Origin of the sequence: Haloferax sp. KTX1 (genome assembly GCF_902410085.1) — an archaeon.
Classification (GTDB): Archaea; Halobacteriota; Halobacteria; order Halobacteriales; family Haloferacaceae; genus Haloferax; species Haloferax massiliensis.
In genome coordinates, this window is record NZ_CABPRH010000001.1 from 755,512 (window position 1) to 778,738 (window position 23,227).

Annotated in this window: 26 protein-coding genes; 8 read left to right on the forward strand and 18 right to left on the reverse strand. The window is 68.8% G+C overall.

Annotation, left to right across the window (positions count from 1 at the left end; genetic code table 11):
* Positions 1-4 precede the first annotated feature (4 nt).
* Positions 5-385, forward strand: coding sequence for a nascent polypeptide-associated complex protein (locus FY251_RS03925; protein WP_148413533.1), 381 nt, complete (start codon positions 5-7; stop codon positions 383-385).
* The gene (locus tag FY251_RS03930; protein WP_148413534.1) at positions 382-1,107 is read left to right on the forward strand and encodes a methyltransferase domain-containing protein; all 726 of its coding nucleotides are present in this window, start codon (positions 382-384) and stop codon (positions 1,105-1,107) included. Before FY251_RS03925 ends, FY251_RS03930 begins: the two co-directional genes overlap by 4 nt.
* Before the next feature lie 51 nt (positions 1,108-1,158).
* Here FY251_RS03930 and FY251_RS03935 read toward each other — a convergent pair whose 3' ends face one another.
* From FY251_RS03935 to FY251_RS03950, 4 genes are all read right to left on the reverse strand, one after another.
* Positions 1,159-1,785, reverse strand: coding sequence for a DUF6517 family protein (locus FY251_RS03935; RefSeq protein WP_148413535.1), 627 nt, complete (start codon positions 1,783-1,785; stop codon positions 1,159-1,161).
* 40 nt (positions 1,786-1,825) lie between these two features.
* Positions 1,826-2,146, reverse strand: coding sequence for a transcription factor S (locus FY251_RS03940; protein ID WP_008574128.1), 321 nt, complete (start codon positions 2,144-2,146; stop codon positions 1,826-1,828).
* A gap of 90 nt (positions 2,147-2,236) precedes the next feature.
* A complete protein-coding gene (locus FY251_RS03945; protein WP_148413536.1) occupies positions 2,237-2,494 on the reverse strand; it encodes a hypothetical protein in 258 nt (85 codons plus the stop codon).
* A 120-nt stretch (positions 2,495-2,614) separates the two neighbouring features.
* Positions 2,615-3,388 (reverse strand): enoyl-CoA hydratase/isomerase family protein, encoded by a 774-nt coding sequence (locus FY251_RS03950; RefSeq protein WP_148413537.1) that lies wholly within the window; start codon positions 3,386-3,388, stop codon positions 2,615-2,617.
* Positions 3,389-3,487: 99 nt separating this feature from the next.
* On the opposite strand from FY251_RS03950, the gene FY251_RS03955 reads away from it, so the two are divergent.
* Entirely contained in the window at positions 3,488-3,988 is a 501-nt protein-coding gene (locus tag FY251_RS03955; RefSeq protein ID WP_007273810.1) for a DUF5797 family protein, read from the forward strand.
* Between the two features lie 18 nt (positions 3,989-4,006).
* Here FY251_RS03955 and FY251_RS03960 read toward each other — a convergent pair whose 3' ends face one another.
* The 3 genes from FY251_RS03960 to FY251_RS03970 form a co-directional block, all read right to left on the reverse strand.
* Positions 4,007-4,606, reverse strand: a complete 600-nt coding sequence (locus FY251_RS03960; protein WP_148413538.1) for a class I SAM-dependent methyltransferase — start codon at positions 4,604-4,606, stop codon at positions 4,007-4,009.
* A 25-nt stretch (positions 4,607-4,631) separates the two neighbouring features.
* The gene (locus FY251_RS03965) at positions 4,632-5,618 is read right to left on the reverse strand and encodes a DUF5787 family protein (protein ID WP_148413539.1); all 987 of its coding nucleotides are present in this window, start codon (positions 5,616-5,618) and stop codon (positions 4,632-4,634) included.
* A gap of 162 nt (positions 5,619-5,780) precedes the next feature.
* Complete coding sequence (locus FY251_RS03970) at positions 5,781-6,236, reverse strand: bis(5'-nucleosyl)-tetraphosphatase (RefSeq protein WP_004043548.1); 456 nt, start codon at positions 6,234-6,236, stop codon at positions 5,781-5,783.
* A 159-nt stretch (positions 6,237-6,395) separates the two neighbouring features.
* On the opposite strand from FY251_RS03970, the gene FY251_RS03975 reads away from it, so the two are divergent.
* Positions 6,396-6,725: an uS10/mL48 family ribosomal protein gene (locus FY251_RS03975; RefSeq protein WP_004977130.1), complete on the forward strand. Its 330-nt coding sequence runs from the start codon at positions 6,396-6,398 to the stop codon at positions 6,723-6,725.
* Positions 6,726-6,785: 60 nt separating this feature from the next.
* On the opposite strand, the gene FY251_RS03980 is transcribed toward FY251_RS03975, so the two are convergent.
* Together FY251_RS03980 and FY251_RS03985 are read right to left on the reverse strand one after the other, a co-directional pair.
* Positions 6,786-7,049, reverse strand: coding sequence for a hypothetical protein (locus FY251_RS03980; protein WP_089778040.1), 264 nt, complete (start codon positions 7,047-7,049; stop codon positions 6,786-6,788).
* The gene (locus FY251_RS03985; RefSeq protein WP_148413540.1) at positions 7,046-8,596 is read right to left on the reverse strand and encodes a Na+/H+ antiporter NhaC family protein; all 1,551 of its coding nucleotides are present in this window, start codon (positions 8,594-8,596) and stop codon (positions 7,046-7,048) included. Before FY251_RS03985 ends, FY251_RS03980 begins: the two co-directional genes overlap by 4 nt.
* 128 nt (positions 8,597-8,724) lie before the next feature.
* On the opposite strand from FY251_RS03985, the gene FY251_RS03990 reads away from it, so the two are divergent.
* Positions 8,725-10,008, forward strand: a complete 1,284-nt coding sequence (locus tag FY251_RS03990) for an amidohydrolase (protein ID WP_148413541.1) — start codon at positions 8,725-8,727, stop codon at positions 10,006-10,008.
* Positions 10,009-10,157: 149 nt separating this feature from the next.
* Entirely contained in the window at positions 10,158-11,444 is a 1,287-nt protein-coding gene (locus tag FY251_RS03995; protein WP_148413542.1) for a HAMP domain-containing sensor histidine kinase, read from the forward strand.
* Here the strand turns inward: FY251_RS03995 and FY251_RS04000 are convergent.
* From FY251_RS04000 to FY251_RS04025, 6 genes are all read right to left on the reverse strand, one after another.
* A complete protein-coding gene (locus FY251_RS04000) occupies positions 11,419-12,834 on the reverse strand; it encodes a geranylgeranyl reductase family protein (protein WP_148413543.1) in 1,416 nt (471 codons plus the stop codon). The two genes, FY251_RS03995 and FY251_RS04000, sit on opposite strands and share 26 nt — an antisense overlap.
* Positions 12,835-12,984: 150 nt before the next feature.
* Complete coding sequence (locus FY251_RS04005; protein WP_148413544.1) at positions 12,985-14,088, reverse strand: ABC transporter permease; 1,104 nt, start codon at positions 14,086-14,088, stop codon at positions 12,985-12,987.
* A complete protein-coding gene (locus tag FY251_RS04010) occupies positions 14,085-15,353 on the reverse strand; it encodes an ABC transporter permease (protein ID WP_148413545.1) in 1,269 nt (422 codons plus the stop codon). Before FY251_RS04010 ends, FY251_RS04005 begins: the two co-directional genes overlap by 4 nt.
* Positions 15,350-16,909, reverse strand: a complete 1,560-nt coding sequence (locus FY251_RS04015; protein ID WP_148413546.1) for an ABC transporter ATP-binding protein — start codon at positions 16,907-16,909, stop codon at positions 15,350-15,352. Before FY251_RS04015 ends, FY251_RS04010 begins: the two co-directional genes overlap by 4 nt.
* Before the next feature lie 223 nt (positions 16,910-17,132).
* Positions 17,133-18,263: a BMP family protein gene (locus tag FY251_RS04020; protein WP_148413547.1), complete on the reverse strand. Its 1,131-nt coding sequence runs from the start codon at positions 18,261-18,263 to the stop codon at positions 17,133-17,135.
* A gap of 184 nt (positions 18,264-18,447) precedes the next feature.
* Positions 18,448-19,809 (reverse strand): phosphopentomutase/phosphoglucosamine mutase, encoded by a 1,362-nt coding sequence (locus FY251_RS04025; RefSeq protein WP_148413548.1) that lies wholly within the window; start codon positions 19,807-19,809, stop codon positions 18,448-18,450.
* A 172-nt stretch (positions 19,810-19,981) separates the two neighbouring features.
* On the opposite strand from FY251_RS04025, the gene FY251_RS04030 reads away from it, so the two are divergent.
* Together FY251_RS04030 and FY251_RS04035 are read left to right on the forward strand one after the other, a co-directional pair.
* Positions 19,982-20,266 carry an acylphosphatase gene (locus FY251_RS04030; protein WP_148413549.1) on the forward strand — a complete coding sequence of 95 codons (285 nt, stop codon included), beginning with the start codon at positions 19,982-19,984 and terminating at the stop codon, positions 20,264-20,266.
* A 76-nt stretch (positions 20,267-20,342) separates the two neighbouring features.
* Entirely contained in the window at positions 20,343-20,582 is a 240-nt protein-coding gene (locus tag FY251_RS04035; RefSeq protein ID WP_148413550.1) for a hypothetical protein, read from the forward strand.
* Between the two features lie 12 nt (positions 20,583-20,594).
* Here the strand turns inward: FY251_RS04035 and FY251_RS04040 are convergent, their stop codons facing one another.
* The 3 genes from FY251_RS04040 to FY251_RS04050 all read right to left on the reverse strand — a co-directional run bounded on the left by FY251_RS04040 (position 20,595) and on the right by FY251_RS04050 (position 22,913).
* A complete protein-coding gene (locus tag FY251_RS04040) occupies positions 20,595-21,038 on the reverse strand; it encodes a hypothetical protein (protein ID WP_089778019.1) in 444 nt (147 codons plus the stop codon).
* Between the two features lie 375 nt (positions 21,039-21,413).
* Positions 21,414-22,196 carry a DUF429 domain-containing protein gene (locus FY251_RS04045; RefSeq protein WP_148413551.1) on the reverse strand — a complete coding sequence of 261 codons (783 nt, stop codon included), beginning with the start codon at positions 22,194-22,196 and terminating at the stop codon, positions 21,414-21,416.
* Positions 22,197-22,235: 39 nt separating this feature from the next.
* Positions 22,236-22,913, reverse strand: coding sequence for a winged helix-turn-helix domain-containing protein (locus FY251_RS04050; protein WP_148413552.1), 678 nt, complete (start codon positions 22,911-22,913; stop codon positions 22,236-22,238).
* Positions 22,914-23,227 lie beyond the last annotated feature (314 nt).

Consider the following 23,227-nt stretch of genomic DNA (forward strand, 5'->3'; position numbering starts at 1 on the left):
GGGTATGTTTGGAGGCGGCGGGATGAATCCGCGTAAAATGCAGCAGATGATGAAGCAGATGGGCATCGACGTGACGGAGCTCGATGCCGAGGAGGTCGTCATCAAGACGGCCGACGAGGAACTCGTCTTCAGCGACGCCCAAGTCACGCGCATGGACGCGCAGGGCCAGGAGACCTACCAGATCGTCGGCGAGCCCGAGACGCGCGAACTCGGTGCCGGCGACGACGGCGACGACGGCGGCGACAGCGACGAGGCCGCCGACGCCATCCCGGCCGACGACGTGGCCATCGTGGCCCAGCGCGCCGGCGTCCCCGAGGACGAGGCCCGCGAAGCGCTGGAGGCCGAAGACGGCGACCTCGCCGCGGCCATCGCGCGACTGGAGTGATACTCCTCGTCCACGGCGACCGGGAGTACCTCCGAGCGCCCGGCGACGAGCTTCACACCGACCTCGGGATGCTCACCGTCCCCGAGGACGTCGAGGCCGGCCAGACGCTCGAAACCCACATCGGCGAGGAGTTCCTCGTCCGCGAGCCGCGCGGCCCGGACCTCTTCAACCACTTCGAGCGCACCGGCGCGCCGATGATGCCGCGAGACATCGGCCTCATCGTCGGCCACACGGGCATCGCGGCCGGCGAACGCGTCCTCGACGCGGGCACCGGCACGGGCGTCCTCTCGGCGTACCTCGGTCGCCTCGGCGTCGACGTGACGACGTTCGAACGCGACGCCGAGTTCGCCGACGTGGCGCGCGAGAACATGCGGCTCGCGGGCGTCGAAGACCGCGTCGACGTCCGCACCGGCGACATCACGGACGAGGTCGACGCCCTCGCGGACGCGGCGTTCGACGCGCTCACCCTCGACACCGAGAACGCGCCCGAGGTCGTCCGCCACGCGCCCGACCTGCTCGTGACCGGCGGCTACGTCGCCGTCTACTCCCCGTTCGTGGAGGGCACGCGCGCGGCCGTCGAAGCCGCCAGAGAGGCGGGCCTGTCGGACGTGGAGACGTTCGAGACGATTCAGCGACAGATGGACTTCAACGACCGGGGGTCGCGCCCCTCGACCGCCGGCGTCGGCCACACCGGCTATCTCGTGTTCGCCCGCAACGAGTGAGCGGGTCCGACCCGGACGGGTCAGTCTCTCTTTCGGCCCGGCCGCGTCGCCTCACTCGACGCCGCGAATCACGCGAAACAGCTCTTCTCTGAAGCGTTCGGGGTTGATTGCCTCGCGGAGCGCCGCCGCCGTCTCCGCGTCGCCGCCGCGGACCTCGCGGGGGTACGCCCCGCCGGTCAGGAGGAACTCGCCGTCGACCGGCGTCACCGCGAGGTAGGCGTCGACCGCGAGTTCGACGCCCGCGAGTTCGACGGTCGCGACGTAGCGAACCACATCGGCCTCGGCGACGGTCGCGTCGTCGCCGGCGGAATCGGTCCCGTCGCCACCGCCGCCGCCGACTCGCACCCGAAGCGTCCGCGACTCGGCGCGGCGGACGTCGGAGAAGCCGCGGGCTTCGAGGCGCGACCGGAAGCCGGCGCTCGCGCGCTTGCCGACGAGTTTCGTCAGCGCCGTCGACGGCGGCGCGTGCGGTCGGATTCCGAGGCGGCTGGCGAACAGAAAGCGCCACGGGCCGCCGGCGGTCGCCGGCACGCGCTCGCGGATGGCGGCGTCCTCGTAGACGACCGTCCGGGCGACGACGCTGACGGGACCGAGTTCGAACGGGCGGTCGGTCGCGTCGTCGACGCGGACCCACCCTTCGAGCGGCGGGAGCGTCGGCGGGGCGAGCGCGTCGGACATGCCCCGCGTTACGGACGGAGGGCTGAAAAAGGCGAGTCGCTCAGTGGTCGTCTTCGCGCCACTTGTGGTCGCACTCGACGCAGGTGAAAAAGCGCGTCTCGGACTCGTCGGCCGAGCGAATCTGCTTCATCTCGTAGCGCGCCACGTCGTGGCCGCACTTCGGGCAGATGGCCTTCGTCGTCGGACCGATGTCGGCGTTGTCCACGTCGGACATGTCGACGACCTCGCTGGACTCCTGGCCCTCGGTCGTGACCATCGACTTCTCCTTTTCGCTGTCGCGGGCTTTCTCGTGGCCGTTCGGACAGACCCAGACGCCGTCTTGCGGCGTCATCAGGGACCCGCAGTCGTCGCAAAACTCCATGAAGTACGTCCTACCGCTTGAGGGACTTAAGCGTCAGGATTGCGATGCGCTCGCGGGGTTCGCGCTGAAAAAACCCGGGGAAGCGGATGCTCAGGCGTCGCCGTCGGACTGACCCGGTTCGCCGAGCGCCTCGATGGGCATCGCGTTGTTCAGTTCGTAGTACAGGTCTTTCGCGTCGGCGAACTCGGCCGTGAGGCAGTTCCCGACCAACTCCCCGAGGTCGGCGTTCCCGTCGGCCATGAGCACCGTCACACCGTCGAGGGCGGCCGCGGCGTCCCGGCGCGAGACCGGGTACGACAGGTCTTCGAGGCGGGATTCGACGCGACCGAGCGTGATGGGTTCTTGCACGATTATTCATTATACATAGGTCGTATTAGCAGTTGTAGGAGCCATGCTAGCACGGCGCTCACGAGGAGGAAACGAAGCTAATCGGCCGGGAACGCCGTCGAAACGCGGTCTCCCTCCGTGTTATTCGAACTCGGGGTCGCGCTTGTCGAGGAAGGCGTCCATCCCCTCGCGCTGGTCGTGGGTGCCGAACAGGCCGCTCCAGACCCGCGTCTCGAAGTCGAGCGCGGCGTCGCGCGGCGCGTCGTGGGACATGTTGATGGCTGCTTTCGCGCCGGCGAGCGCGTGCCGCGGCTTCGACGCGAGGTCCGCGGCGAGGTCCTCGACGTGCGATTCGAGCTGGTCGTGGGCGACGACCTCGCCGACGATGCCGTACTCGTGGGCGTCGCTGGCGTCGATGCGCTCGCCGAAGAAGATGAGCCGCCGCGCGACTTCGTCGCCGACGAGCGCCGGCAGGCGGACGTTCCCGCCCCAACCGGGCGTGATGCCGAGGTCGATTTCGGTCTGGCCGAGGAGCGCGCGCTCGGAGGCGACCCGGAGGTCGCACGCCAACGCGAGCTCCATCCCGCCGCCGAAGGCGTAGCCGTTGATGGCCGCGACGGTCGGCGCGGGGAACTCCTCCAAGCGCGTCGCGATGCGGTGGCCCTGCTCGGCGTAGTTCTGCGCGGCGGGCGTTCCGATGTCCTTCATGTAGCTGATGTCCGCGCCCGCGACGAACGCCTTGTCGCCCGCGCCGGTGAGGACGACCACCCGCGCGCCGCCGTCTTCGGCCTCGTCGAGCGCCGCTTCGAGCGCGTCGAGCGCGTCCGCGTTGAGCGCGTTCATCTGCTCGGGGCGGTCGATGGTGATGGTCGCCACGTCGCCGTCCCAGTCGAGTCGGAGGGTGTCCCAGCTCATACGCGGGGCGACGCGAGGCACAGGGATAATAATTAACGTTCGCCGGTCGCGCCGAAGAATCCAGAACAACGTTATAGCCCCTCCGTCGAATCCACCGATATGACGCTCTCCGACGAGGCGGAAGAACGCCTCGCCGACATCGTCCGGCTCCAGCCGACGAAGAACAAGGAGTTACAGAACCGCTGGGACCTCGAAAGCGGGAGCGAGGTCCACCGCTACCTCGAATCCGAGCTGAAAGACTACTACTACCGCGACGACAACAGCCTCATCCGCGCCACCGCGGAGGCCGCCGAACTCGTCGGCGTCGAACCCGGCGTGGAGGGCGACGACGAGGCGGAGTCCGTGCCGAGCGTCATCCGCGTCCCCTCGCTCGAAGCCCGCGTCTTCGAGGTCGTCGCCGGCCCCGACGACCGCTCCGAGAGCGTCGTCAGCGTCCTCAACAAACTCCGCGAGGAGTTCGACATCGACCCCGACGTGGACGACGTGCGCCGCGCGCTCCAGAGCCTCCGCCGCAAGGGCGTCATCGAGGTCGTCTACCGGACCGTCCCCACGTTCCGCCTCGCCGTCGAGCGCGACGAGGTCGACGTGGAAGTCGTCTGATCGCCCGGCTCCGCGACGCTATTCTCGCCGCTCGAACACCAGCGCGTAGTGGTACGGCGCGATGTCGATTTCGGCCGTCGCCGCGAGGCCGGTCGCATCCTCGACTATCGCCGCGGTCTCCTCGGGACCGAGTCGCAGGTCGGTCGGCGGACCGCGCGATTCGCCGGCGACGGTCGTCTCCTCCCGGGGGAGCGGCCGCCAGTTGACGACGACGAACCGGCCGCCGTCGGCGAGCACCGACTCGACTTCCGTCAGGAACTCGTCGGGGTCGTCGACCCCGTGGAACGCGTTCGCGAACAGCGCCACGTCGACGGGCTCGGAGACGTGCGCCGATAGCTCGCGGGCGTCGCCGCGGACCGTCGCCACGTTGTCGATGCGTTGCTGGTCGGCGAGGTGTTCGAGTTCCGCGAGGAGGCCGTCGTCGAGGTCGACCGCGTAGACGGTGGCCGGCGCGACGATTCGCGCCGCGGGGAGCGCGAAGTAGCCGTTTCCGCAGCCGATTTCGGCGACGGTGTCGCCCGGCGATAGGCCGAGTTCTCGGAGCGTCTCGCCCGGCGTCGGCCAGAGCTTGCCCCACCAGTCCCAGTCCGGCAGCCTCGTGTTCTGGAATCGCTCCATACCGGTCGGTCAGTGGGGCTCGAATTTAGGCGTTCTCACTGCCGCGCTCGGTGCGATCTCTGGCGCGCTCGCGCCGCGCCCCCAGAATCCGACGCACGCCCTTTCCGGGGCCGCCCTCGATGGGCCACCCCTTCATCCGCCACGCCGGCGGCTCCGGCTCGAACGACGGACACGAGTGGGCGCACTCGCGTTGGCTCTGATAGCAGTCTTTCGCGGCGCACCGGGGGACGAGCGCCCGGCCGCGCCGGTCGAGTTCGAACTGCCGGCAGTCGGGTCGCATCGTGTCCACGTAGTTCCGCCAGCCGCGGTCGTAGGCGCGCTCGGCGAGGACGAGTCGTCGCCGGGCGTCCGCCGGGTCTGGCGAGAGCGAACTCGGGTGCCACAGCACCTCCGCCGAGTCGCCGTCGACGCCGAGGATGCCGACTTCGACCGGGAGGTCCTCCAGCAGGGCGGGTTCGACCCGACGGCCCGTCACCTCGGTGGCGACCCAGACCTCGTCGGCGAGCGCCCGCGACACGTCGTGGTCGAGTTGGTCGGCGAGCGCGCGGGCGGCGCTGGCGTCGAGGTCCGGCTTGTTCTCGATGGCGACGACGCGCTCGACCCAGTCGGGGTACGGCGCGGTCCGCCGGTACTCGACGCGGTTCCGCGAGCCGCGGCGCTTCTCGACCAGCCCGAGCCCCGCGGCGCGGTGGACCGCCGGCACGACGTGTCGCCACGGGAAGTCGGGTTCGGGGATGGCGTCTCGGTACCACGCCCACCCGGCGGGCGCGTGGCGGACGACGCGCAACAGGTCCGAGTCGAAGCCGTCGGTCGAGAGCGCGCGCCGGGCGGCGAACGCCTCGGGGTCGACCTCGACGACGACGGTGTCCCAGCGGCGCTCTCGGGTGCCGAGCTGTCGGGCGACGAACGCGGGGCGCGGGCCGTCGGGGTGCCACGCGCGCTCGGCCCAGCGGCAGACCCGGAGCTCGAAGGCGAACTCGGGGTCGCGGTCGCGGTCGGCGGCGTCGCTCACGACCGGGTGTTGCGGCGGGGAGCCGAAGACGTTTCGGTCGGGTGGAGTCGAGCGGGCGGGTTCGGGTGCCGGGCCGACGACGCGGGCGTCGCCGCTCGCGCCGAACCGCGGCGCTGGCGCTCGCGGACGTCGCGTCTCGGGCGTCGGCCGAACCGGCCGACGCTACTTCAGGTACTTGTGTTCGCCCTCGTTTTTCGCGGCGAGGTCGTCGAGGAACTCGTGGGCGCGCTCGAATATCTCGCGGGGGCCGTCCTGCGTGATGGTGTTGATGGCCTGCTCGTAGTCGCGCCACTGGAGGTCGCGGTGCTCCGTCGAGAGCTCCGCGGACGCCTCGAACGACCGCGCGATAAAGAGGTGGACCGTCTTGTGAATCGTCGTACCGTTCGCTTCGAAGACGTAGCTGTAGTCCTCGCGGAAGCCGTCGATGAGACGGAAATCCTGGATCCCCGCCTCCTCTTTGACTTCCCTGATTGCCGTTTGCTGAAGCTCCTCGTCCCCTTCGACCCCGCCTTTCGGGAACTCCCAGTCCCCGGGTCGGCTCTTCAGGAGTAAGTACTCCCTCCGGCCGCGGGTGTCGCGGAAGAGAATGGCTCCAGCGCTGACCGCTTCGACTGCCATTACCTGAAATAAACGTGCCACCCTTTAAGAGGGTATCGGAGGCTGTAGCGGGTTCGCACGGTCGTTCGTTCGGGATTCGGGTGGCGGAAGCCCGGAGTCTCCGGTTCGTGTAGATGCGCTTTTACCGTCGGAGCGTGCAACAACCAGTAGTACCCAGCTATGGCCTTCGTCACGAAACTCACCTTTCAAAGCGGTGATAAGGCGGTCCTCGACCGAGTGGTCGACGACCTCAAGCAGTTCGTCGAGCGGAAGGGCGCGGAGTGCCGCGGCCCCCACTCCGACCAGCCGAAGCAGGTGAGCGTCCCGCAGTACCGGACGCTCCAGCCCGGCGACCAGTTCTCGTCGTGGTCCTACCCCGTCTACACCCGTCGGCTCGAAATCCACGGCGCGGACCAGATCGCCCGCGAGGTCGGTCTCAAGGAGTTCCCCGACAGCGTCCACCTCGAAATCGAAGTCGAACAGAAGAAACCGCTCGGCCACCGCCGCTGACGGCGGTCGCGGAGCGCGAACGAAGACGCGGGTCTGCGCTTTTTATCCGTTTTTGGCCGCTCAGGCGTCGGGCCCGAGCAGTTCGACCACGTCGCCGGTGCCGACGTGGTTGGTCGCGTCGAACGACGTGACCTCCAGCCGAACCTTGTCCTCGACGGCCGCGTCCCCGCCGTCTTCGACCCGGATGACCGAGTCGCCGACGCGGACGGTGAGGCCGTCGCCGTTGCGCTCGCTGACGTAGGCCGTGATGACCTCGCCGGGTTCGAACGTCGGCGTCGCGGTGCGGAACGTCCAGCCGGCTAAGAGCTTGTTGAGGCGGCTCATACGCGGCTCACCTCCTCGCTCGTGCGGTCGGAGACGTACTCGCGGCCGTAGCCGGTCCACGCGGCGAACAGGAACACCGCCACGAGGAACCAGCCGTGGAACACGTAGGGGAAGACGGACGCGGGGTTCACGAGCATGTCCGCCGTGAACCACGGCGTCGCCTCGCCGCCGACGAGGCCCTGCATGGCCCCGTAGCCGGCGAGCAGGCCGCCGCCCCACGGGAAGATGTAGCCGAGCGCCGAGGTGTTGGCGTCGAGGATGTTGGCCCGGCGGTAGCCGTTGATGTTGAAGCGCTTGCCGAGGGTGGCGATGTAGGGCGCGATGGCGATTTCGGCCGCCGTGTTGATGGTGACCGTCGCGTTGACGAGCGCCGTGCCGACGACCATCGTGGTCTCCGCGCGGCGGACCGTCGTGGCGACGCGGTCGATGACGAGCTCCTGAATCGCGTCGAAGCCGCCGCCGGCGCGCATGATTTCCGCGCCCGCGACGAGAAGCAGCGTCAGGACGATAAGCGGGAAGAAGCCGGCCGCGCCGGAGTAGACGCTCCCGCCGACGCCGACCTGTCCCGCGGGGACCGTCTCGACGACTGCCCCGAGGAGGGGGAGCGCCTCGACCGCTTGGGTGAGCCCGTTCTGCGGCGCGCTGAACAGGAGCATGTTTCCGGCCGAGACGTCCACGAGGTTCGCCGCGCCGAGCGCGACGTTGAACGCCGCCGCGAGGAGCAGGCCCCACGAGACGGCCTCGATGATGTGCCGGCCGCGGACGGCGAGGACGATGACCACGGCGATATCGAGCAGGTGGACGAGCCCCCACGGCGACACCGACGCGGAGACCTCGCCGGCCACGTCGACGTGCGGCATGCCGCCCCAGACGCCGGGGATTCCGAAGCCGGCGACGAGGTACGCCGCGATTGCGAGCGCCGCCGCGACGACGGCGTACTTCACGCGGGAGGCGACGACGCCGCCGATGTCGGCGTCCTGCGTGACCGCGGAGACGATGGTGGTGTCGCTGACGGGCGCGAGGTTGTCCCCGAACACCGCGCCGGAGAGAATCGCGCCGAACAGCAGCACTGGGTTCGCGCCGAGGAGCAGCCCCGCCGGGAAGACGAGGCTCGTGAAGGCGATTGCGGTGCCGTAGCCGGTGCCGATGCCGGTCGCGAGAAGCGCCGCGAGCAGGAACGTCACCGCCGGGAACAGCCCCGGACCGACGTTCAGGACCGTGGCCGCCCAGACGAGGCCGTCGACGAAGCCGCCGACCTGGATGGTCTCGGCGAACATGCCCGCCCAGAGCCACGCGACGACCGCCGTCGCGGCGACCCGGCGGGTCATGCCGGCGAAGATGACGTCCGCGTAGTCCTTCCAGTCCCCCCGGACGAACAGCAGTCCCACGATGAGTCCTGTCAGCATCCCCGCGACGAGGCCGGTCGTATCGCCGATACCGAGGATACCGCTCTGGAAAATCGCCCACGCGATGAACAGGGCGATGGGCAGGGCGCTCACGAGTCGCCCGCCGCGGAAACTGAGCTCGATGTCCGGTTCTTCTGGCATCGTTTGTCAGAGATTGACTGTTACATATAATAGGCACGAATTTCCTCCAACTATTGCCCGCAAAGTTGCGTTTCTCGCTCACGGGCCGTCGGGAGCGTTTATCACCGCCGGCGAAGAAGAACCGAGACATGAGCAACCGAGCGACGATGGACGACCTCGTCTCGCTTCGCCGCGACCTGCACCGCCACCCCGAGCCCGCGTGGTGCGAGTTCTACACGACCGCCCGCCTCGTCGACGAACTGGAGACGCGCGACCTCGACGCGCTCTACGTCGGCCCCGAGACGCTCGACGCCGACGAGCGCATGGCCGTCCCCGACGACGCCGACCTCGACGCGTGGTTCGAGCGGGCCCGCGAGGCCGGCGCGCGCGAGGACGTGCTCGACCGCCTCGCCGGCGGCTACACCGGCGCGGTCGCCGTCGTCGAACGCGGTGAGGGCCCGACCGTCGGCCTCCGCGTCGACATCGACGCGCTCCCCATCCCCGAGTCCGAGGCCGACGACCACCGCCCGGCCGCCGAGGGCTTCCGCTCCGAGAACGAGGGATTCATGCACGCCTGCGGCCACGACGCCCACGCGACAATCGGGCTCGGCGTCCTCGACGCCGTCATCGACTCCGACTTCGAGGGGACGTTCAAGGTGTTCTTCCAACCGAGCGAGGAACAGGTCGCCGGCGGCAAGGCCGTCGCCGAGGGCGGCCACCTCGACGACGTGGACTACCTGCTCGCGCTCCACGTCGGCCTCGACCACCCGACCGGCGAGGTCGTCTGCGGCATCGACGGCTTCCTCGCCGTCTCGCACTTCCGCGCCGAGTTCACCGGCGCGCCGGCCCACGCGGGCGCGAAGCCCGAGGAAGGAAAGAACGCGAACCTCGCGGCCGCGACGGCCACCCAGAACCTCTACGGCATCTCCCGGCACTCCGACGGCGCGACCCGCGTCAACGTCGGCCTGATGGGCGGCGGCACCGCCACGAACATCGTCGCCGAGGAGGCGTTCATCGAGGGGGAGGTGCGCGGCGCGACGACGGAACTCATGGAGTACGTCGAGGGGCGCGCCCACACCGTCATCGAGTCCGCGGCCGTCATGCACGACTGCGAGGTCGAAATCAACGTCGAGGGCAAGGCCCCGAGCGCCCGGAGCGACGACGCGCTCGCGGCCGTCGTCGGCGGCGTGAGCGAGGGCGTCGAGGGCGTCACCTCCATCCTCGACAGCGACGAACTCGGCGGGAGCGAGGACGCGACGTACCTCATGCAGCGCGTGCAGGACCGCGGCGGCCTCGCGGCCTACGTCGGCGTCGGCACCGACCACCCCGGCGGCCACCACACCCGGACGTTCGACGTGGACGAGGAAACCATCCGCATCGCCGTCGACGTGCTCGCCGGGAGCGTCGAGCGAATCGCGGCCGAGCGCCCCTAAGAGGAGAGAAAACGCCCCTGAAACGCGCCGAGAGCGCCGTTCGAGCCCGCTCCGGGCTGTTCGACTCGCCGGAAACGACGCGCGCTCGCGCGAATCCGCCGCGGTAACCGCCAGCGGTTATTTGTCCCCCCCGTGCATAGCCGCCAGCGATGGGGCTCCTCGGAGGTGAATCGACCGAAGACACAGACCTGCGTCCGGGTCTCGCAGTCGTCGGCATCGCCGTCGGCGTCGCGGTCGTCCAGGTCGCCGTCTTCCCCGACAGCCCCGAGGTCCGGTGGCTCCGGTTCGCCGTCGAACTCCTCTTGGTCCCGATTCCCCTCGTCGGCGCGTTCGTCATCGGGAGCGTCCGCGACGTGCAGGCGGTCTGGCGGCCGCTGTACGTCGGGACCGCGCTGTTCGCCGTCTACGCCGTCACCGACGCGGTCGACGAGGTCGTCGCCCAGCCCGAGGCGGTCACGCTCGTCTTCGAGGACGGGGCGCTCCTCGTCGGGTCGGTCGCGCTCGCGGTCGGCGCGGCCCGGTGGTCGACCCACCGCGACGCCCGCGAGGCGGACCTGCGCAGCCGCAACGAGCGGCTCGACCAGTTCGCGTCGGTCGTCACCCACGATCTCCGCAACCCGCTGAACGTCGCCCAGATGCGGCTCGAACTCGCCCGCGAGGGTCACGGGACCGACCACCTCTCGACGGTCGCCGACGCCCACGACCGAATGGAGGCGCTCATTCAGGACGTGCTCCAGCTCGCCCGCGTCGGCGAGTCGGTCGGCGACGTCGAACCCGTCAGCCTCGCCACCGTGGCCGCCGACGCGGTGACGAACACCAGCCTCGGGGCGTCGGGACTCACCGTCGAGGCCGACGCGGAACTGCTCGCCGACAGGGGCCGACTCACCGCCGTCTTCGAGAACCTGTTTCGGAACGCAGTCGAACACGGTTCAACAGGCAACCAGACCGCGTCTGGTGACCCCGTGGAACACGGGTCCACGGGCAACCGGCCCCCGGCCGGTGACGCGGTCGAGCGCGGCTCGACGGGCAGCCGAGAGTCCCCCGACGATACCGCGGGCCGCGGCGTTCCGACGGAGAGGTCGTCTACCGCCGCCGACAAGAGCGCGGCAGACGCGGGAGGCCGTCGGGCGATAGCCGACGCCGACGGGGGGACGCCGGGCGTCAACGTCCGCGTCGGCCCGCTCGAAGACGGCTTCTTCGTCGAGGACGACGGTCCCGGCATCCCGCCGGAAGAACAGGAGCGCGTTTTCGAGTCGGGCTACAGCACCGACGCGCGGGGGACCGGCCTCGGTCTCGCCATCGTCGCCGGCGTCGCCGACGCGCACGGCTGGGCGGTGACGGCGACGACCGGAGAAGACGGCGGGGCGCGGTTCGAGTTCCGAGGCGTCTCGTTCGCGGGAGAGACCGAGGTCAGTACTTCGGGTCCGCGCCGGTGAGCTCGTAGATGTCGTCCATGATGCGGTCCCGCTCGACTTTCCAGCCTTCGAGCGCGCTCGGCCGACTCGGATAGCGACCGTAGTGAGCCAGCAGTTCGTCGGCGAGGCGCTTGACTTTGAAGAACTCGTAAATCTGATTCCAGTGACCGTAGCTCGACGCCGCGGTCTGCGCGAGGAGCACGGGGCCGAACGAGGTCGTCCCGGAGTAGAGCGCCTCCGCCAGCTTCTCGCCGGGGATGGAGGCGATGAGGCCCATCAGGTCGTCCACGTCGACGGCGGTCGAGAGGATGTTGTACACGTCGAGGCTGGCGTAGCGGCCGCCGAAGTGGTCCATGACGCGCCGGTTGTAGCGCCACAGCACTTCCTCGCTCACGTCGCCGGATTCGAGCGCGATGGCGGCCTGCTCGCCGGCGTACTTCCCGGCGTAGGCCGCGCCGGCGATGCCGCCGCCGGTCGTCGGGTTGACGTGGGCCGCGGCGTCGCCGACGGCCATGTAGCCCGGCGCGGTCGCCGAGTCGTAGGGGCGGCGGGTCGGGAGCGCGGCACCGAGCTTGTCGACGACCTCCGCGCCCTCGAACTCGGGGCGCTCCCGGAGGTCCTTTTTCAGGTCGTCGACGAGCTTCATCGGCTCTTCTGTCATCTGGAAGCCGAGGCCGGCGTTGATGGCCGTCTCCGTCCGCGGGAAGTACCAGACGTAGCCCGCGGCGACCTCGGCGGGCTTGAACACGAGCGCGTCCGACCACTCGACGGGCTCGGGGACCTCGACGACCTCGCGGTACGCCGACGAGAAGTGCCGGTAGGAGACGTTCGTGTCGAAGGTGGCCTCGGAGAAGTCCACCTTGTCTTGGAGGAGCGACAGCGAGCCCGCCCCGTCGATGACGATGTCGGCGTCGTACTCGACGACCTCGCCGCCGTGCTTGCCGACGATGCCGGTGACGGTGCCGTCGTCGTCCTGTTTGACGTCTTGGACGACCGTGTCGTAGTGGAGGTCCGCGCCGGCCTCCTCGGCTCCCTCGATGATGAGGCGGCCGTACTCCCAGCGGTCGATGACGGCGAGTTCGCCGGGGACCGGGATGTCGAGGACGGTGTCCTCCTGCGGAATCTCGAAGCGCCCGTGGTCCACCTCGGTGTTGGTGAACGCGGGCTCGATTTTCGACTTCGGAATCGCCTCGGGGAAGGCGTCCGCGCCCTTCAGGGCGTCGCCGCAGGCGATGTGGCCCGCTTCCTCCGCGGGCTTTCGTTCGACGATTGTCACGTCGTAGCCCGCGTTCGCGATGGTGGCGGCGGCGTAACAGCCGGAGGTTCCCGCGCCGACGACCACCACGTCCACGGACCGGGTCCGTGGGCTCGCCGAGGACTCCTCGGCGGTGTCGTTCTCGTCTGTGGACATGGTATCACCTCCATATCGCGGGCTGAAAACTCTTTACTCCCGCACCGACCGCGCGGGGCGACTCCGGCGGGAACCGCTCCCGACGAGACGCGGCGCTCGGCTGAGAGAGAAGGGTCAGGGGAAAACGAAAACGCGAGGAGTCCGGGTCGGTCAGCGGTTGTCGTCGCCGGTGTCGTAGTGCTCGCCGGAGGCGGCCGGGATGCGGGTGCGGCCGACGAGCGCGAGGACGACGAGCACCGTCACGTACGGAATCGTCTGGATGAGCGAGTCGGGAACGGCGTAGCCGGGGACCTGCTGGAGGCGGATTTGGGCGGCCTCCAGCCCCGCGAAGAGGAACGACGCGCCGAACGCGCCGACGGGGTTGTAGTTCCCGAAGAGGAACGCCACGATGGCGATGAAGCCCTTCCCGTTGACCATCGTCTGGTTGTTCCCGACGAACTGGCCGAGGCCGAGCGACAGCGCGGAGCCGCCGATGCCGGCGAGGAAGCCCGAGAGGAGCACGCCCGCGTAGCGGACGCGACTCACGTCGACGCCGACGGTGTCGAGCGCCTTCGGGTTCTCGCCGGACGCGCGGACGTGGCGGCCGAACGCCGTGCGGTTCAGGACGTACCAGGAGGCGGGCACCGCGACGAGCATCATGTACACCGCGGGGTCGGCGTCGAACAGCGCGCCGAAAAACGGGATGTCCGAGAGGACGGGAATCGTCCACGTCCCGAGGGTCGTCCCGAGGTTGTCGGTGTTGACGCCGCCGTAGTAGACGGTCGCCGCGAACGGCGCGAGGCCGAGCGCGATAAGCCAGACGGCGAGGCCGGCGATAATCTGGTCGGCCTTGAAGCGGATGCAGACCACGGCGAACAGCGCCGAGAACAGCACCGACGAGAGGATGCCGGCGAAGAAGCCGATCCAGATGGCAGGGAGACCGAGGACGGTCATCTCGGGGCCGACGACGGCCGTCGTGATGACCGCGGTGAACGCCGAGATGATGAGCAGCCCCTCCAGCCCGATGTTCACCACGCCGGCCTTCTCGGAGAAGATGCCGCCGAGCGCGGCGAAGGTGATGGGAACCGAGAGCCGCAGCGCCGACGAGAGCGTGCTCCGACTGGTGAGGATGGCGAGGAGGTTCCCCCAGATACTGCCCGGGAACGCGAGGCCGAAGAGCGCGATGAGCAGGAAGACGCTCAGCGCCCCGCCGGCGAGGGTCGCTCTGTAAGACAGTTCTGCGTCGCGGAGTCGGTCGATGGTTGTCGTACTCATTCGTCGTCACCTCCGAGGGAGCCGCCGTCCGTGGCCACGGTCTCGCGGTCCGGTTCGAGGTCGATGGCGGAGCCGAGCATGCGGAAGAACTCGGGCATCGCGACGAACAGGATGATGAGCCCGCGGAGGACGCCGACGAGCTGTTTCGGGACGCCGGTCCCGAACTGGACCGCGAGGGAGCCGGACTTGAGCGTCCCGAACAGGAGCGCCGCCGGGACGACCCCGAACGGGTTGTTCCCCGCGAGGATGGAGACGGTGATGCCGTCGAACCCGAGCGAGGGGACGCCGGCCTGCCACTTGCCCATGACCATGAGCACCCAGATAGCGCCGCCCATGCCGCCGAGCGCACCGGAGAGGAACATGCTCGTGACGGTCGTGCGCTTGGCGTCGACGCCGCCGTACTCGGCGGCCTCGGGCTGTTCGCCGCTCGTCCGGAGGTCGTACCCGAACGAGGTCTGTTCGAGCAGGAACCAGACGGCGACGACGAGCGCGAGACCGAACGCGAGCGCGAGAAGCGAGAAGTCGCCGCCCTGCGGGAACGCGACCGGGAAGAGCGTCGCCCAGTCGGGAAGCGGCGTCGTCTCGACGACCTGCGAGTCGGGGTTGCCGTAGAACTCGCTGACGAGGACGAACGCGATCTGCGCCGCGATGAAGTTCAGCATGATGGTCGTGATGACCTCGTTGGCGTCGGCGTACGCCTTGAGCGCGCCCGGAATCGCGCCGTAGAGACCGCCGACGAGCGCGCCGACGATGACGGCGAGCGGAATTAAAATGAGGCCGCCGACGAGCCCCGACGGGAGCAGCGGCGCGACGAAGAACGAGAACAGCGCCGTGGCGAGGCCGCCGAGGACGAGCTGTCCCTGCGTCCCGATGTTGAACAGGCCCGCGCGGAAGGAGACGGCCACCGAGAGGCCGGTGAAGATGAGGAGCGTCGTCTCCTTGAGCGTGAGCGCCAGTCCGAAGTTCAGCGGGTTCCAGTCGGGGTTGAGCGGTTTGAGAATCCCCGGGCTGTTCACGAGGAACGGCTCGCCGAGCGCCCCGTTGAACAGCACGAGGTACACCTCGACGGGGTCGTAACAGAAGCCGGTGCCGAACAGCGTCGTCGCCGCGGTCTGGCACGTCGTGATGCGGCCGGAGACGAGGATGATGACCGCGCCGACGAGCACGGCCATGACGAGCGCGGCGAAGCTGATGAGGATGCGCTCCGTCGCGGAGGCGGCAGTCAGCCGCCGGAGGACGGCCTTCGCGTTCTCGGCCGCGCTCATCTGGCGTCACCCACGGGCGGTTCCGCGTCGGTCGCGTCGGCGTCGGGGCGTTCGCCGGCCATGAGCAGGCCGATCTCTTCTTCGGTGGTGTCGCGTGGGTCTACGATGTCCATGAGTTCGCCGTCGTGCATGACGCCGAGGCGGTCCGAGAGGCCCTGCACCTCGTCGAGCTTCGAGGAGACGAGAAGCACCGCTTTGCCCTCGGATCGGAGGTCCAAGAGCCGCTCGTGGATGAACTCCATCGCGCCGATGTCCACGCCGCGGGTCGGGTGGGTGGCGACGACGAGGTCCGGTTCGCGTTCGAACTCGCGGCCGACGATGAACTTCTGTTGGTTGCCGCCGGAGAAGGACTCGGCGTCGGCGTCGGCGTGGGGCGGTCGAACGTCGTATTCGTCGATGATTCGCTCGGCGTGGTCGCGCGCGTCGGACCAGTGTATCCGGCCGTCGGCGGCGAACGTCGGGCTGTGCTGGCTGCCGAGGATGCCGTTCTGGACGAGGTCGAAGTCCATCACCAGCCCGCGCTCGTGGCGGTCCTCGGGGATGTACGCCATCCCGTCGGCGATTCGGGAGCGGCGCGAGGCGTCGGTGATGTCCCGGCCCTTGTAGGAGATCGTCCCCTCGGTCGGCGTCCGCAGGCCGGTGATGGCCTCGACCAACTGCGACTGGCCGTTGCCGTCGACGCCCGCGATGCCGAACACCTCGCCCTCGCGGATGTCGAACGACACGTCGGAGACGGCGGGGACGCCGCGGTTGTCCTCCGCGGAGAGGTTCCGAACCGCGAGCACCTCGTCGCCCGGTTCCTGCGGTTCGGCCTTCGGTTCGAGGAGAACTTCGCGGCCGACCATCAGTTCGGCGAGCTCCTCGTTGGAGGTCTCGTCGGCCTTGACGGTGCCGACGTTCTTCCCGTTTCGGAGGACGGTGATGTCGTCGGCGGCGTGCATCGCCTCCCCGAGCTTGTGGCTGATGAAGATAATCGTCTTGCCTTGGGCGGTCAGCTCCTCGAAGACGCGGAACAGCTCTTCGACCTCCTGCGGGGTGAGGACCGCGGTGGGCTCGTCCAGAATGAGGATGTCGGCCCCGCGGTAGAGTGCTTTCAGAATCTCGACGCGCTGTTGAACGCCGACGCTCACGTCCTCGATGGCCGCGTCGGGGTCCACGTCGAATCCGTATCGGTTCGAGAGGTCGATGACCTCTTGGCGCGCGCGCTCCCGGTCGACGGTCGTGCCGAACCACTTGCGCGGTTCGTTGCCGAGGACGATGTTCTCGGCGACCGTCATGGGGTCGACCAGCATGAAGTGCTGGTGAATCATGCCGATTCCGGCGTCGATGGCGTCCGCGGGCGAATCGAAGTCCCGCGGTTCCCCGTCCACGCGGACGGTCCCCTCAGTGGGTTCGTAGAGCCCGTAGAGGATGTTCATCAACGTCGTCTTGCCGGCCCCGTTCTCTCCCAGAAGTGCGTGCACCGTGCCGCGCTCGACGGTCAGGTCCACGTCGTCGTTCGCCACGACGCCGGGGAACCGTTTTGTGATTTCGTCGAGATGAACAGCGGTGCTCATCTTGACCCTTTTTTCGGGGGGGTTCGCTTAAACTCGTGGGATTCGAGTCGGCGCGGGAGTTGCCCACACGGAGCGTCGCGGCGGTTATCGGGGAGTTCGAACCGTTCAACCCGCGGGCATGTTCGACTACGCGCGGTGCGGAACCGGCAATATTGAATCCTTCGTCCCGGACGCCGTCGCTCGGGGCGTGGCGTCGAAAGAACTGCGAGCGTCGAGTGCGGCGTTACTCGGTCGTCGTCGGAATCTCGATGTCGCCGGCGATGATGGCCTCGCGGGACTCCGAGAGCGCGTCCTTGACGTCCTGCGGGATTTCGGAACCGAGTTCCGCGCCGTAGACGGCGGCGACGCCGTCCTCTTCGAGGCCGAGGGTCGTGGTGGAACCGCCGTTGAACTCGTCGTTGACGACGTTCTCGACGGAGGTGTACACCGCCGACTCGACGCGCTTGACCATCGAGGCGAGGATGACGTCGGCGTAGTTCGGTTCGGTCTGCGACTGGTCGGAGTCGACGCCGATGGCGAACTTACCCTGTTCTTTGGCCGCCTGGAAGACGCCGAGGCCGCTGCCGCCGGCCGCGTGGTAGACGACATCCGCGCCGTTGTCGTACATCGAGGTGGCTATCTCCTTCCCCTTCGCGGAGTCGGAGAACGACCCGACGTAGGCCACGTCGACGGATATCTCCTCGTCCGCGTGCGCCACACCGGCCTCGTAGCCGGCCTGGAACTTGCGGATGAGGTCGGTCTCGGTGCCGCCGACGAAGCCGACGCTCTTCGAGTCGGCCGTCGTCGAGCCGGAGCCGGCCGAGAACTCCTGGGTCGTGATGAGGCCGGCGAGGTAGCCGACCTGGAACGAGCCCTGCTCCTCGCGGAACAGGTAGCTCGCCACGTTGTCCTCGTCGACCACGTCGTCGACGATCATGAACTGCTGGTCCGAGAAACTCGGCGCGGTTTCGGAGAGCGCGGACTTCTGCGCGTAGCCGATACACGACACGAGGTCGTAGTCCGGGTTCGACGACTGCGCGAACCGGCGCTGGAACTGCGGGAACTCCTCCGCCGCCGAGGGCTGGGCCTCGTCGTAGGCGATGCCGAGTTCCGACTCCGCCTGCTCGATGCCGCGCTTCGCGGCGTCGTTGAACGACTTGTCACCGAGACCGCCGAGCGCGTAGACCATGCCGACGTTGGCCGCCGGACCGGACTCCTCGGTCGTCTGCTCGGCCGCGGTGGTCTCTTCGCCGCCGGACGACTCGGTCGTCGCCTCGGTCGTCTCTTGGCTCCCCTCGGACGGACCGCCGGTACAACCTGCGAGGCCCGCGATGCCCGCGACCCCTGCCGCTTTGACAAAAGAACGTCTGTCCATATGTATGAACTCCTATTGAGACAGGGGCCGCGAAAATTGCATAAAGGTGTCGTTTCGCGGTTTCAGCGGCGTCGCATCACCACGATTGCAAATCGCCGAGAACGGGGGCCCGGTTCACGTCCACGGGCGTCGAGTTCGGGGCGCACCGGGTCGGGTGCGCCGGGTCACCCTCACCGGAGTCCGCTCAGGCGGCTTCGATTTCGCCCTCGACGACGCCTGTCACCTCGTCGACGAGCGCGTCCACGTCGTCGGCCTCCGCGTACACCCGGATGTACGGTTCGGTTCCCGACGGGCGGACCAACGTCCACGACGCGTCGGCGAACTCCAGTCGGACGCCGTACTCGGTGTCGACCGACTCGGGGGCCATCGCGTCGGGGAGCGAGGCTTCGAGCGCCGCCATCGCCGCCCGCTTCTTCTCGTCCGGACACGGGACGCTCACCTTGCGGTACGGGCGCTCCGTGACCGGCTCGCGCAGGCCGGCCATGCCGGACTCGGCGGCGAGTCGCGCGATGAGCGCCGCCGACGCGACGCCGTCTATCCAGCCGCCGAACGACGGGTGGATGTGCTTCCACGGCTCGGCCGCGAACACCACGTCGCCGCCGTCGGCGCGGGCGCTGGCGATGCCCTCGTGGAGCGCGCCGAGGCGGACCCGCTCGACGCGGCCTCCGGCCTCGCGGACCCGCTCGTCGATGCGGCCCGAGGCGTTCGGCGTCGTGACGACGACCGGGTCCTCGGCGTCTGAGACGCGGACGTAGTGCTCGGCGACGATGGCGATGACGGTGTCCTCGTGGACGACCTCGCCGTTCCCGTCGATGACGACGATGCGGTCGGCGTCGCCGTCGTGGCCGATGCCGAAGTCGAAGTCGCCGTCGGCGACGAACGCGATGAGGTCCGCGAGCGTCTCGGGCGTCGGCTTCGACTCGCGGCCGGGGAAGTGGCCGTCTATCTGCCCGTTGAGCGTGACGACGCGCGCGCCGAGGTCGCGGAGCACCTGCGGCGTGCCGAGCGCCGACATCCCGTTGCCGCAGTCGACGGCGACGCTGAGACCGTCGAGGTCCGCCCCGTGTCGCCCGGCGAACTCGACGATCGCGTCGCGGTAGGCGTCGAGGACGCCGCTCGTCCCCGTCGCGCCCCAGTCGTCCCAGTCGGCCGGGGGCGCGCCCGCCTCGACCCGCGTCTCGATGTCGTGTTCGAGGTCGCGGTCGTACTCCTGACCGTCGACGAACATCTTGATGCCGTTGTCCGTCGGCGGGTTGTGCGAGGCGGTGAGCATGACGCCGCGGCGGCCCCGCGAGGCGAACGCGAGCGCCGGCGTCGGGACGACGCCCACGCGGGTCACGTCCGCGCCGGCGGAGAGCAGGCCGGCCTCGACGGCGGCGGCGAGGCCCTGCCCGGTCGTCCGTCCGTCGCGGCCGACGACGAACTCGGCGGGCGCGTCCGATTCGAGCGCGGCGCGGCCGGCGGCGCGGCCGACGCTGAGGGCGAGTTCCGGCGTGACTCGCTCCGTCGCGCTCCCGCGGATACCGGCGGTGCCGAAGAGTTCCATAGTCCAGCGTTGGGTGGGTCGTACTTAGATGCTGACGGTTCGGGGGACGCGTGCGAGGCGGGCGCACGGGTCGGTCGTGGGCTTTGGGAGACGAAAATCGGCCCCCGGACGAGTCGGCGAACCGACCGCCCGAGGCAGCACGCCTTTGACGGCGGCGGACGAAACGGTGGCCATGAGCGAACACGGTCGAAGTCGCGCGCACGTCTACGTCTCGGGCCACGTACAGGGCGTCTACTACCGGGCGACGACCCGCGACACCGCCCGCGACCGCGGCGTCGACGGCTGGGTGAAGAACCTCGCCGACGGCCGCGTCGAGGCCGTCTTCGAGGGGCCCCGCGACGACGTGGAGGCGATGGTCGAGTGGTGCCACGAGGGGAGTCCGATGGCGACCGTCGAGGACGTAGAAGTCTCCTACGAGGAGCCGGCGGGCGAGACCGGCTTTCGAATCGAACGCTGACGAGAACCCGACAGCCGGCCGATAACATCAACGAGACGGCCAAATCGTTCAAGCGGGGTTCGGGGGACCTGTCCCCATGCGCTTCCGGAACGACACGCGGGGAATCGGCGTCGCCAAACTGTTTTTCACGCTCGTCACGAGCGTCGGACTCGGCCTCGCGGCGGGCACCGCGTTCCTCATCGTCCACGGGCCGTTTTTCGGCGGGCCGTCGCTCGACCCGTTCCCGATGATGGCGGCGCTCGCGGTCTTCATCGCCGGCATCGTCGTGCTCACGTGGGGGTCGACGCGGCTGTTCGGCGTGGGAACCGGCGTGTGAGCGACCCCAGACTCACGCCGGCCGGTCGACGCCGAGTTCGGCCATCGCGCGGACCACGACGTGCGCCTCCACGAGGTCGCGTTCCTCGACCATCGGGTCGTCCGCGTCGTCGATGGCGGCGCGGGCCGCGGCGAGCATGCGGTCTTCCTGTTCGGTCTGGTCGGGTTCGTCGCGGGTGCTGTTCAGGAGCGCCTCGAAGTCCTCGCGGATGCTGAAGTCCGCGCGGGCGACGTTACACCGCGAAAGCGGGTGCATGCCGAGGTCCAGGACCAGCTCGGTGACGAGTTCCCAGTCGCTCTCGCAGAACTGGAGCGTCACGTCGCCGACGATGTCGCGCCACGCGATGGGGGCGGCGTTCTCCATGAGCGTCACCGCCCGCGGGGGGACCGCGATGCGGGCGACCGTCTTCGGGTCGTCGCAGAGACAGCAGGGCTGGTCCGTCCTGCCGGTGTACATACGCGGGGTTAGGATGGGCCGTAGATGTAGCTTCGGGCCGGAGACGCGGGACTCGGCGTCCGGTGGCGGCAGGGCGACCCGCCGACCGAGGCAGACGCTCAGTGCGTGGAAACGGTCGGGTTCGAGACCGGGGCGGGGTCGTCGAACCCGAGTAGAGGCAGCGGGAGGCGCGACCGACTGCGTACTGGCACTGAATCACGCGTTGGGCTGGGCTGGATATTCCGTGGTGGCGACAGCGGGTCGCGCCAGTTGTTTGATTGAACACTGAGTATAAATATCTTCTCCTCAGGGAATATCCAACACTATTGTTGTCTATATACTAGTGTGTTTCAAGATATTTGGAGTAGTTGTTCGAGATTGTTAATCTATAGATATTCACCCGAGCGCGTCCGTCGGGACGCGAATCGCCATCTCCAGACCGGCGGCGTCTGTCGGCGGGTCGCTCGGGAGCGTCGCGAGGGGCCGCCGGGCCGCGGCGGCGAGAGCGAGCGCGTCGAGGACGTCGTCGCGGGCGACGTCGCGGCGGAGTGTCCGGTCCAGCACCTCGCGGTAGGCGCGCTCGGCGTCGAAGCCCCGCCCGTCCGTCGCATCGGCTCCCGGACCGCGGTCGCCGGAGTCGCCTCCGGCGAACGCCGTCCCGAGCACGTCGAGGCGGCGGGCGCGCCCCTCGGGCGTCGATTTCGGTTCCGAGAGGGGTTCGCCGGCGAACGCGGCAAAGGCGAGTTCGGGGTGCGATTCGAACACTCGCTCACGAGCGCGCGGCGTCTCCCGGAGGACGGCGTCGACCTCGCGGATTTTGGGCACGAGGTGCCACGCCTGAATGGAGAGGCCCGCCCCGGTCCGCTCGCGGTTCGCCGCGCTGGCCGCCTCGTGGGAGTCGGCGTCGAGGACGGCCCGGACGGGCGCGAAGAAGACGGTGGCGGCGCGGGAGCCGAGTCGCTCGCGGGCCTCGCGGTCGCACGCCCGCCGGATGGATTCGGGCAAGCCGATAGGAATATCCACCAGCACCCGCTCGGCGTCGCGCTCGCTGGCGAGTTCCCAGACGGCGTCGAAGTCGGCGGCGACTCGCACGGCGAGGCCGTCGGCGGCGATGGCGCACACCCAGCCGGACCGACAGCCGTCGACGCCGATGACGGGGAAAGAGCGTCGCTGTGGCACGAGTCGAGCTACGCCGTCAAACGGAAGAAAGCCCCGGGGTTAGGAGTCCAGTGCCACGGCCGTCATCTGCCGGCAGGTGTCGCGGAGTTCGGTGAGCGTCACGTCGATACCTGCGTCGAGCGAGACGAGCAGTTTCACGCCGTCGTCGAGCGGGACCCGGACGATGAGCGTGTCGTCGATGGCGAACACGACGAGTTCCGGCCCGCCGATCGGAAGCTCTTCGAGCGGTTGGTCGATGGCCTCCTCGTTCGTGAGCGTCGCGACGAGCGTCTTGACGGTGTCTTCGTCGTAGCGGTCGAGAAGCGACTGCTCGAAGAACCGAATCCGCGTCTGGACAGGCTCACACCACGCGACCGCCCGGAGGGCGTCCCCGTACGTCTCCAGAAGCTCCGAAGACAGTTCGGGCGCGGGGAACTCGCCGTCGTCGACGACGGTGACGTCCGCCTCCCGGTCGAGGGCGACCCGCTCGTAGGCGAGTTCGCCGAGGTCTGTCAGCCCGTAGAGTCGCCCTTTCTGCTGTGACTCCGGCACCAACAGTTCGACGATTCCCCGCTCCCGAAGTTCGGAGAGCGCCCGAGACACGTGGGGTTGTGCGAGGTCGGTCTCCGCGGCGATTCGAGACGGCAGTCCCGAACCGTGCTCAGAGAGGTACCGACACACGGCCAGACGGTACCGTGAGCTCGCGATATACCCGGCGGAATCCCACGTCTCGGTCATAATCGAGACTCTCCGCTGGTCGTTTTCATCATGATTGACACGTCCCGTACTGGTATGCAATGCCAAGCGTGGTATATCTTTCGAGGGTCGGACTATAATACCATATACGTACCATATAGCGCACGGGAGCGAAACGTTCCGGCACATTCAGCCACTAAACGAGCCTAACTCGACAGTAACCAACAGTACGTACTTACGCTGTAAAAATCGGGTGACGCCGACGTAACCGGATACCCGTGCGGTTACCCGGTAACGTGTATGTCAGCAAATACATATATCAGTTCGGTCTCGTACCAGGTAACGTAATGATAGTA

Excerpts from the sequence above, each read along its gene's own strand:
- FY251_RS03925 (WP_148413533.1), top strand. The coding sequence starts at position 5 with ATGTTTGGAGGCGGCGGGATGAATCCGCGTAAAATGCAGCAGATGATG.
- FY251_RS03935 (WP_148413535.1), bottom strand. The coding sequence starts at position 1,785 with ATGTCCGACGCGCTCGCCCCGCCGACGCTCCCGCCGCTCGAAGGGTGG.
- FY251_RS03940 (WP_008574128.1), bottom strand. The coding sequence starts at position 2,146 with ATGGAGTTTTGCGACGACTGCGGGTCCCTGATGACGCCGCAAGACGGC.
- FY251_RS03950 (WP_148413537.1), bottom strand. The coding sequence starts at position 3,388 with ATGAGCTGGGACACCCTCCGACTCGACTGGGACGGCGACGTGGCGACC.
- FY251_RS03955 (WP_007273810.1), top strand. The coding sequence starts at position 3,488 with ATGACGCTCTCCGACGAGGCGGAAGAACGCCTCGCCGACATCGTCCGG.
- FY251_RS03960 (WP_148413538.1), bottom strand. The coding sequence starts at position 4,606 with ATGGAGCGATTCCAGAACACGAGGCTGCCGGACTGGGACTGGTGGGGC.
- FY251_RS03970 (WP_004043548.1), bottom strand. The coding sequence starts at position 6,236 with ATGGCAGTCGAAGCGGTCAGCGCTGGAGCCATTCTCTTCCGCGACACC.
- FY251_RS03975 (WP_004977130.1), top strand. The coding sequence starts at position 6,396 with ATGGCCTTCGTCACGAAACTCACCTTTCAAAGCGGTGATAAGGCGGTC.
- FY251_RS03980 (WP_089778040.1), bottom strand. The coding sequence starts at position 7,049 with ATGAGCCGCCTCAACAAGCTCTTAGCCGGCTGGACGTTCCGCACCGCG.
- FY251_RS03985 (WP_148413540.1), bottom strand. The coding sequence starts at position 8,596 with ATGCCAGAAGAACCGGACATCGAGCTCAGTTTCCGCGGCGGGCGACTC.
- FY251_RS03990 (WP_148413541.1), top strand. The coding sequence starts at position 8,725 with ATGAGCAACCGAGCGACGATGGACGACCTCGTCTCGCTTCGCCGCGAC.
- FY251_RS03995 (WP_148413542.1), top strand. The coding sequence starts at position 10,158 with ATGGGGCTCCTCGGAGGTGAATCGACCGAAGACACAGACCTGCGTCCG.
- FY251_RS04000 (WP_148413543.1), bottom strand. The coding sequence starts at position 12,834 with ATGTCCACAGACGAGAACGACACCGCCGAGGAGTCCTCGGCGAGCCCA.
- FY251_RS04005 (WP_148413544.1), bottom strand. The coding sequence starts at position 14,088 with ATGAGTACGACAACCATCGACCGACTCCGCGACGCAGAACTGTCTTAC.
- FY251_RS04010 (WP_148413545.1), bottom strand. The coding sequence starts at position 15,353 with ATGAGCGCGGCCGAGAACGCGAAGGCCGTCCTCCGGCGGCTGACTGCC.
- FY251_RS04015 (WP_148413546.1), bottom strand. The coding sequence starts at position 16,909 with ATGAGCACCGCTGTTCATCTCGACGAAATCACAAAACGGTTCCCCGGC.
- FY251_RS04020 (WP_148413547.1), bottom strand. The coding sequence starts at position 18,263 with ATGGACAGACGTTCTTTTGTCAAAGCGGCAGGGGTCGCGGGCATCGCG.
- FY251_RS04025 (WP_148413548.1), bottom strand. The coding sequence starts at position 19,809 with ATGGAACTCTTCGGCACCGCCGGTATCCGCGGGAGCGCGACGGAGCGA.
- FY251_RS04030 (WP_148413549.1), top strand. The coding sequence starts at position 19,982 with ATGAGCGAACACGGTCGAAGTCGCGCGCACGTCTACGTCTCGGGCCAC.
- FY251_RS04035 (WP_148413550.1), top strand. The coding sequence starts at position 20,343 with ATGCGCTTCCGGAACGACACGCGGGGAATCGGCGTCGCCAAACTGTTT.
- FY251_RS04040 (WP_089778019.1), bottom strand. The coding sequence starts at position 21,038 with ATGTACACCGGCAGGACGGACCAGCCCTGCTGTCTCTGCGACGACCCG.
- FY251_RS04050 (WP_148413552.1), bottom strand. The coding sequence starts at position 22,913 with ATGACCGAGACGTGGGATTCCGCCGGGTATATCGCGAGCTCACGGTAC.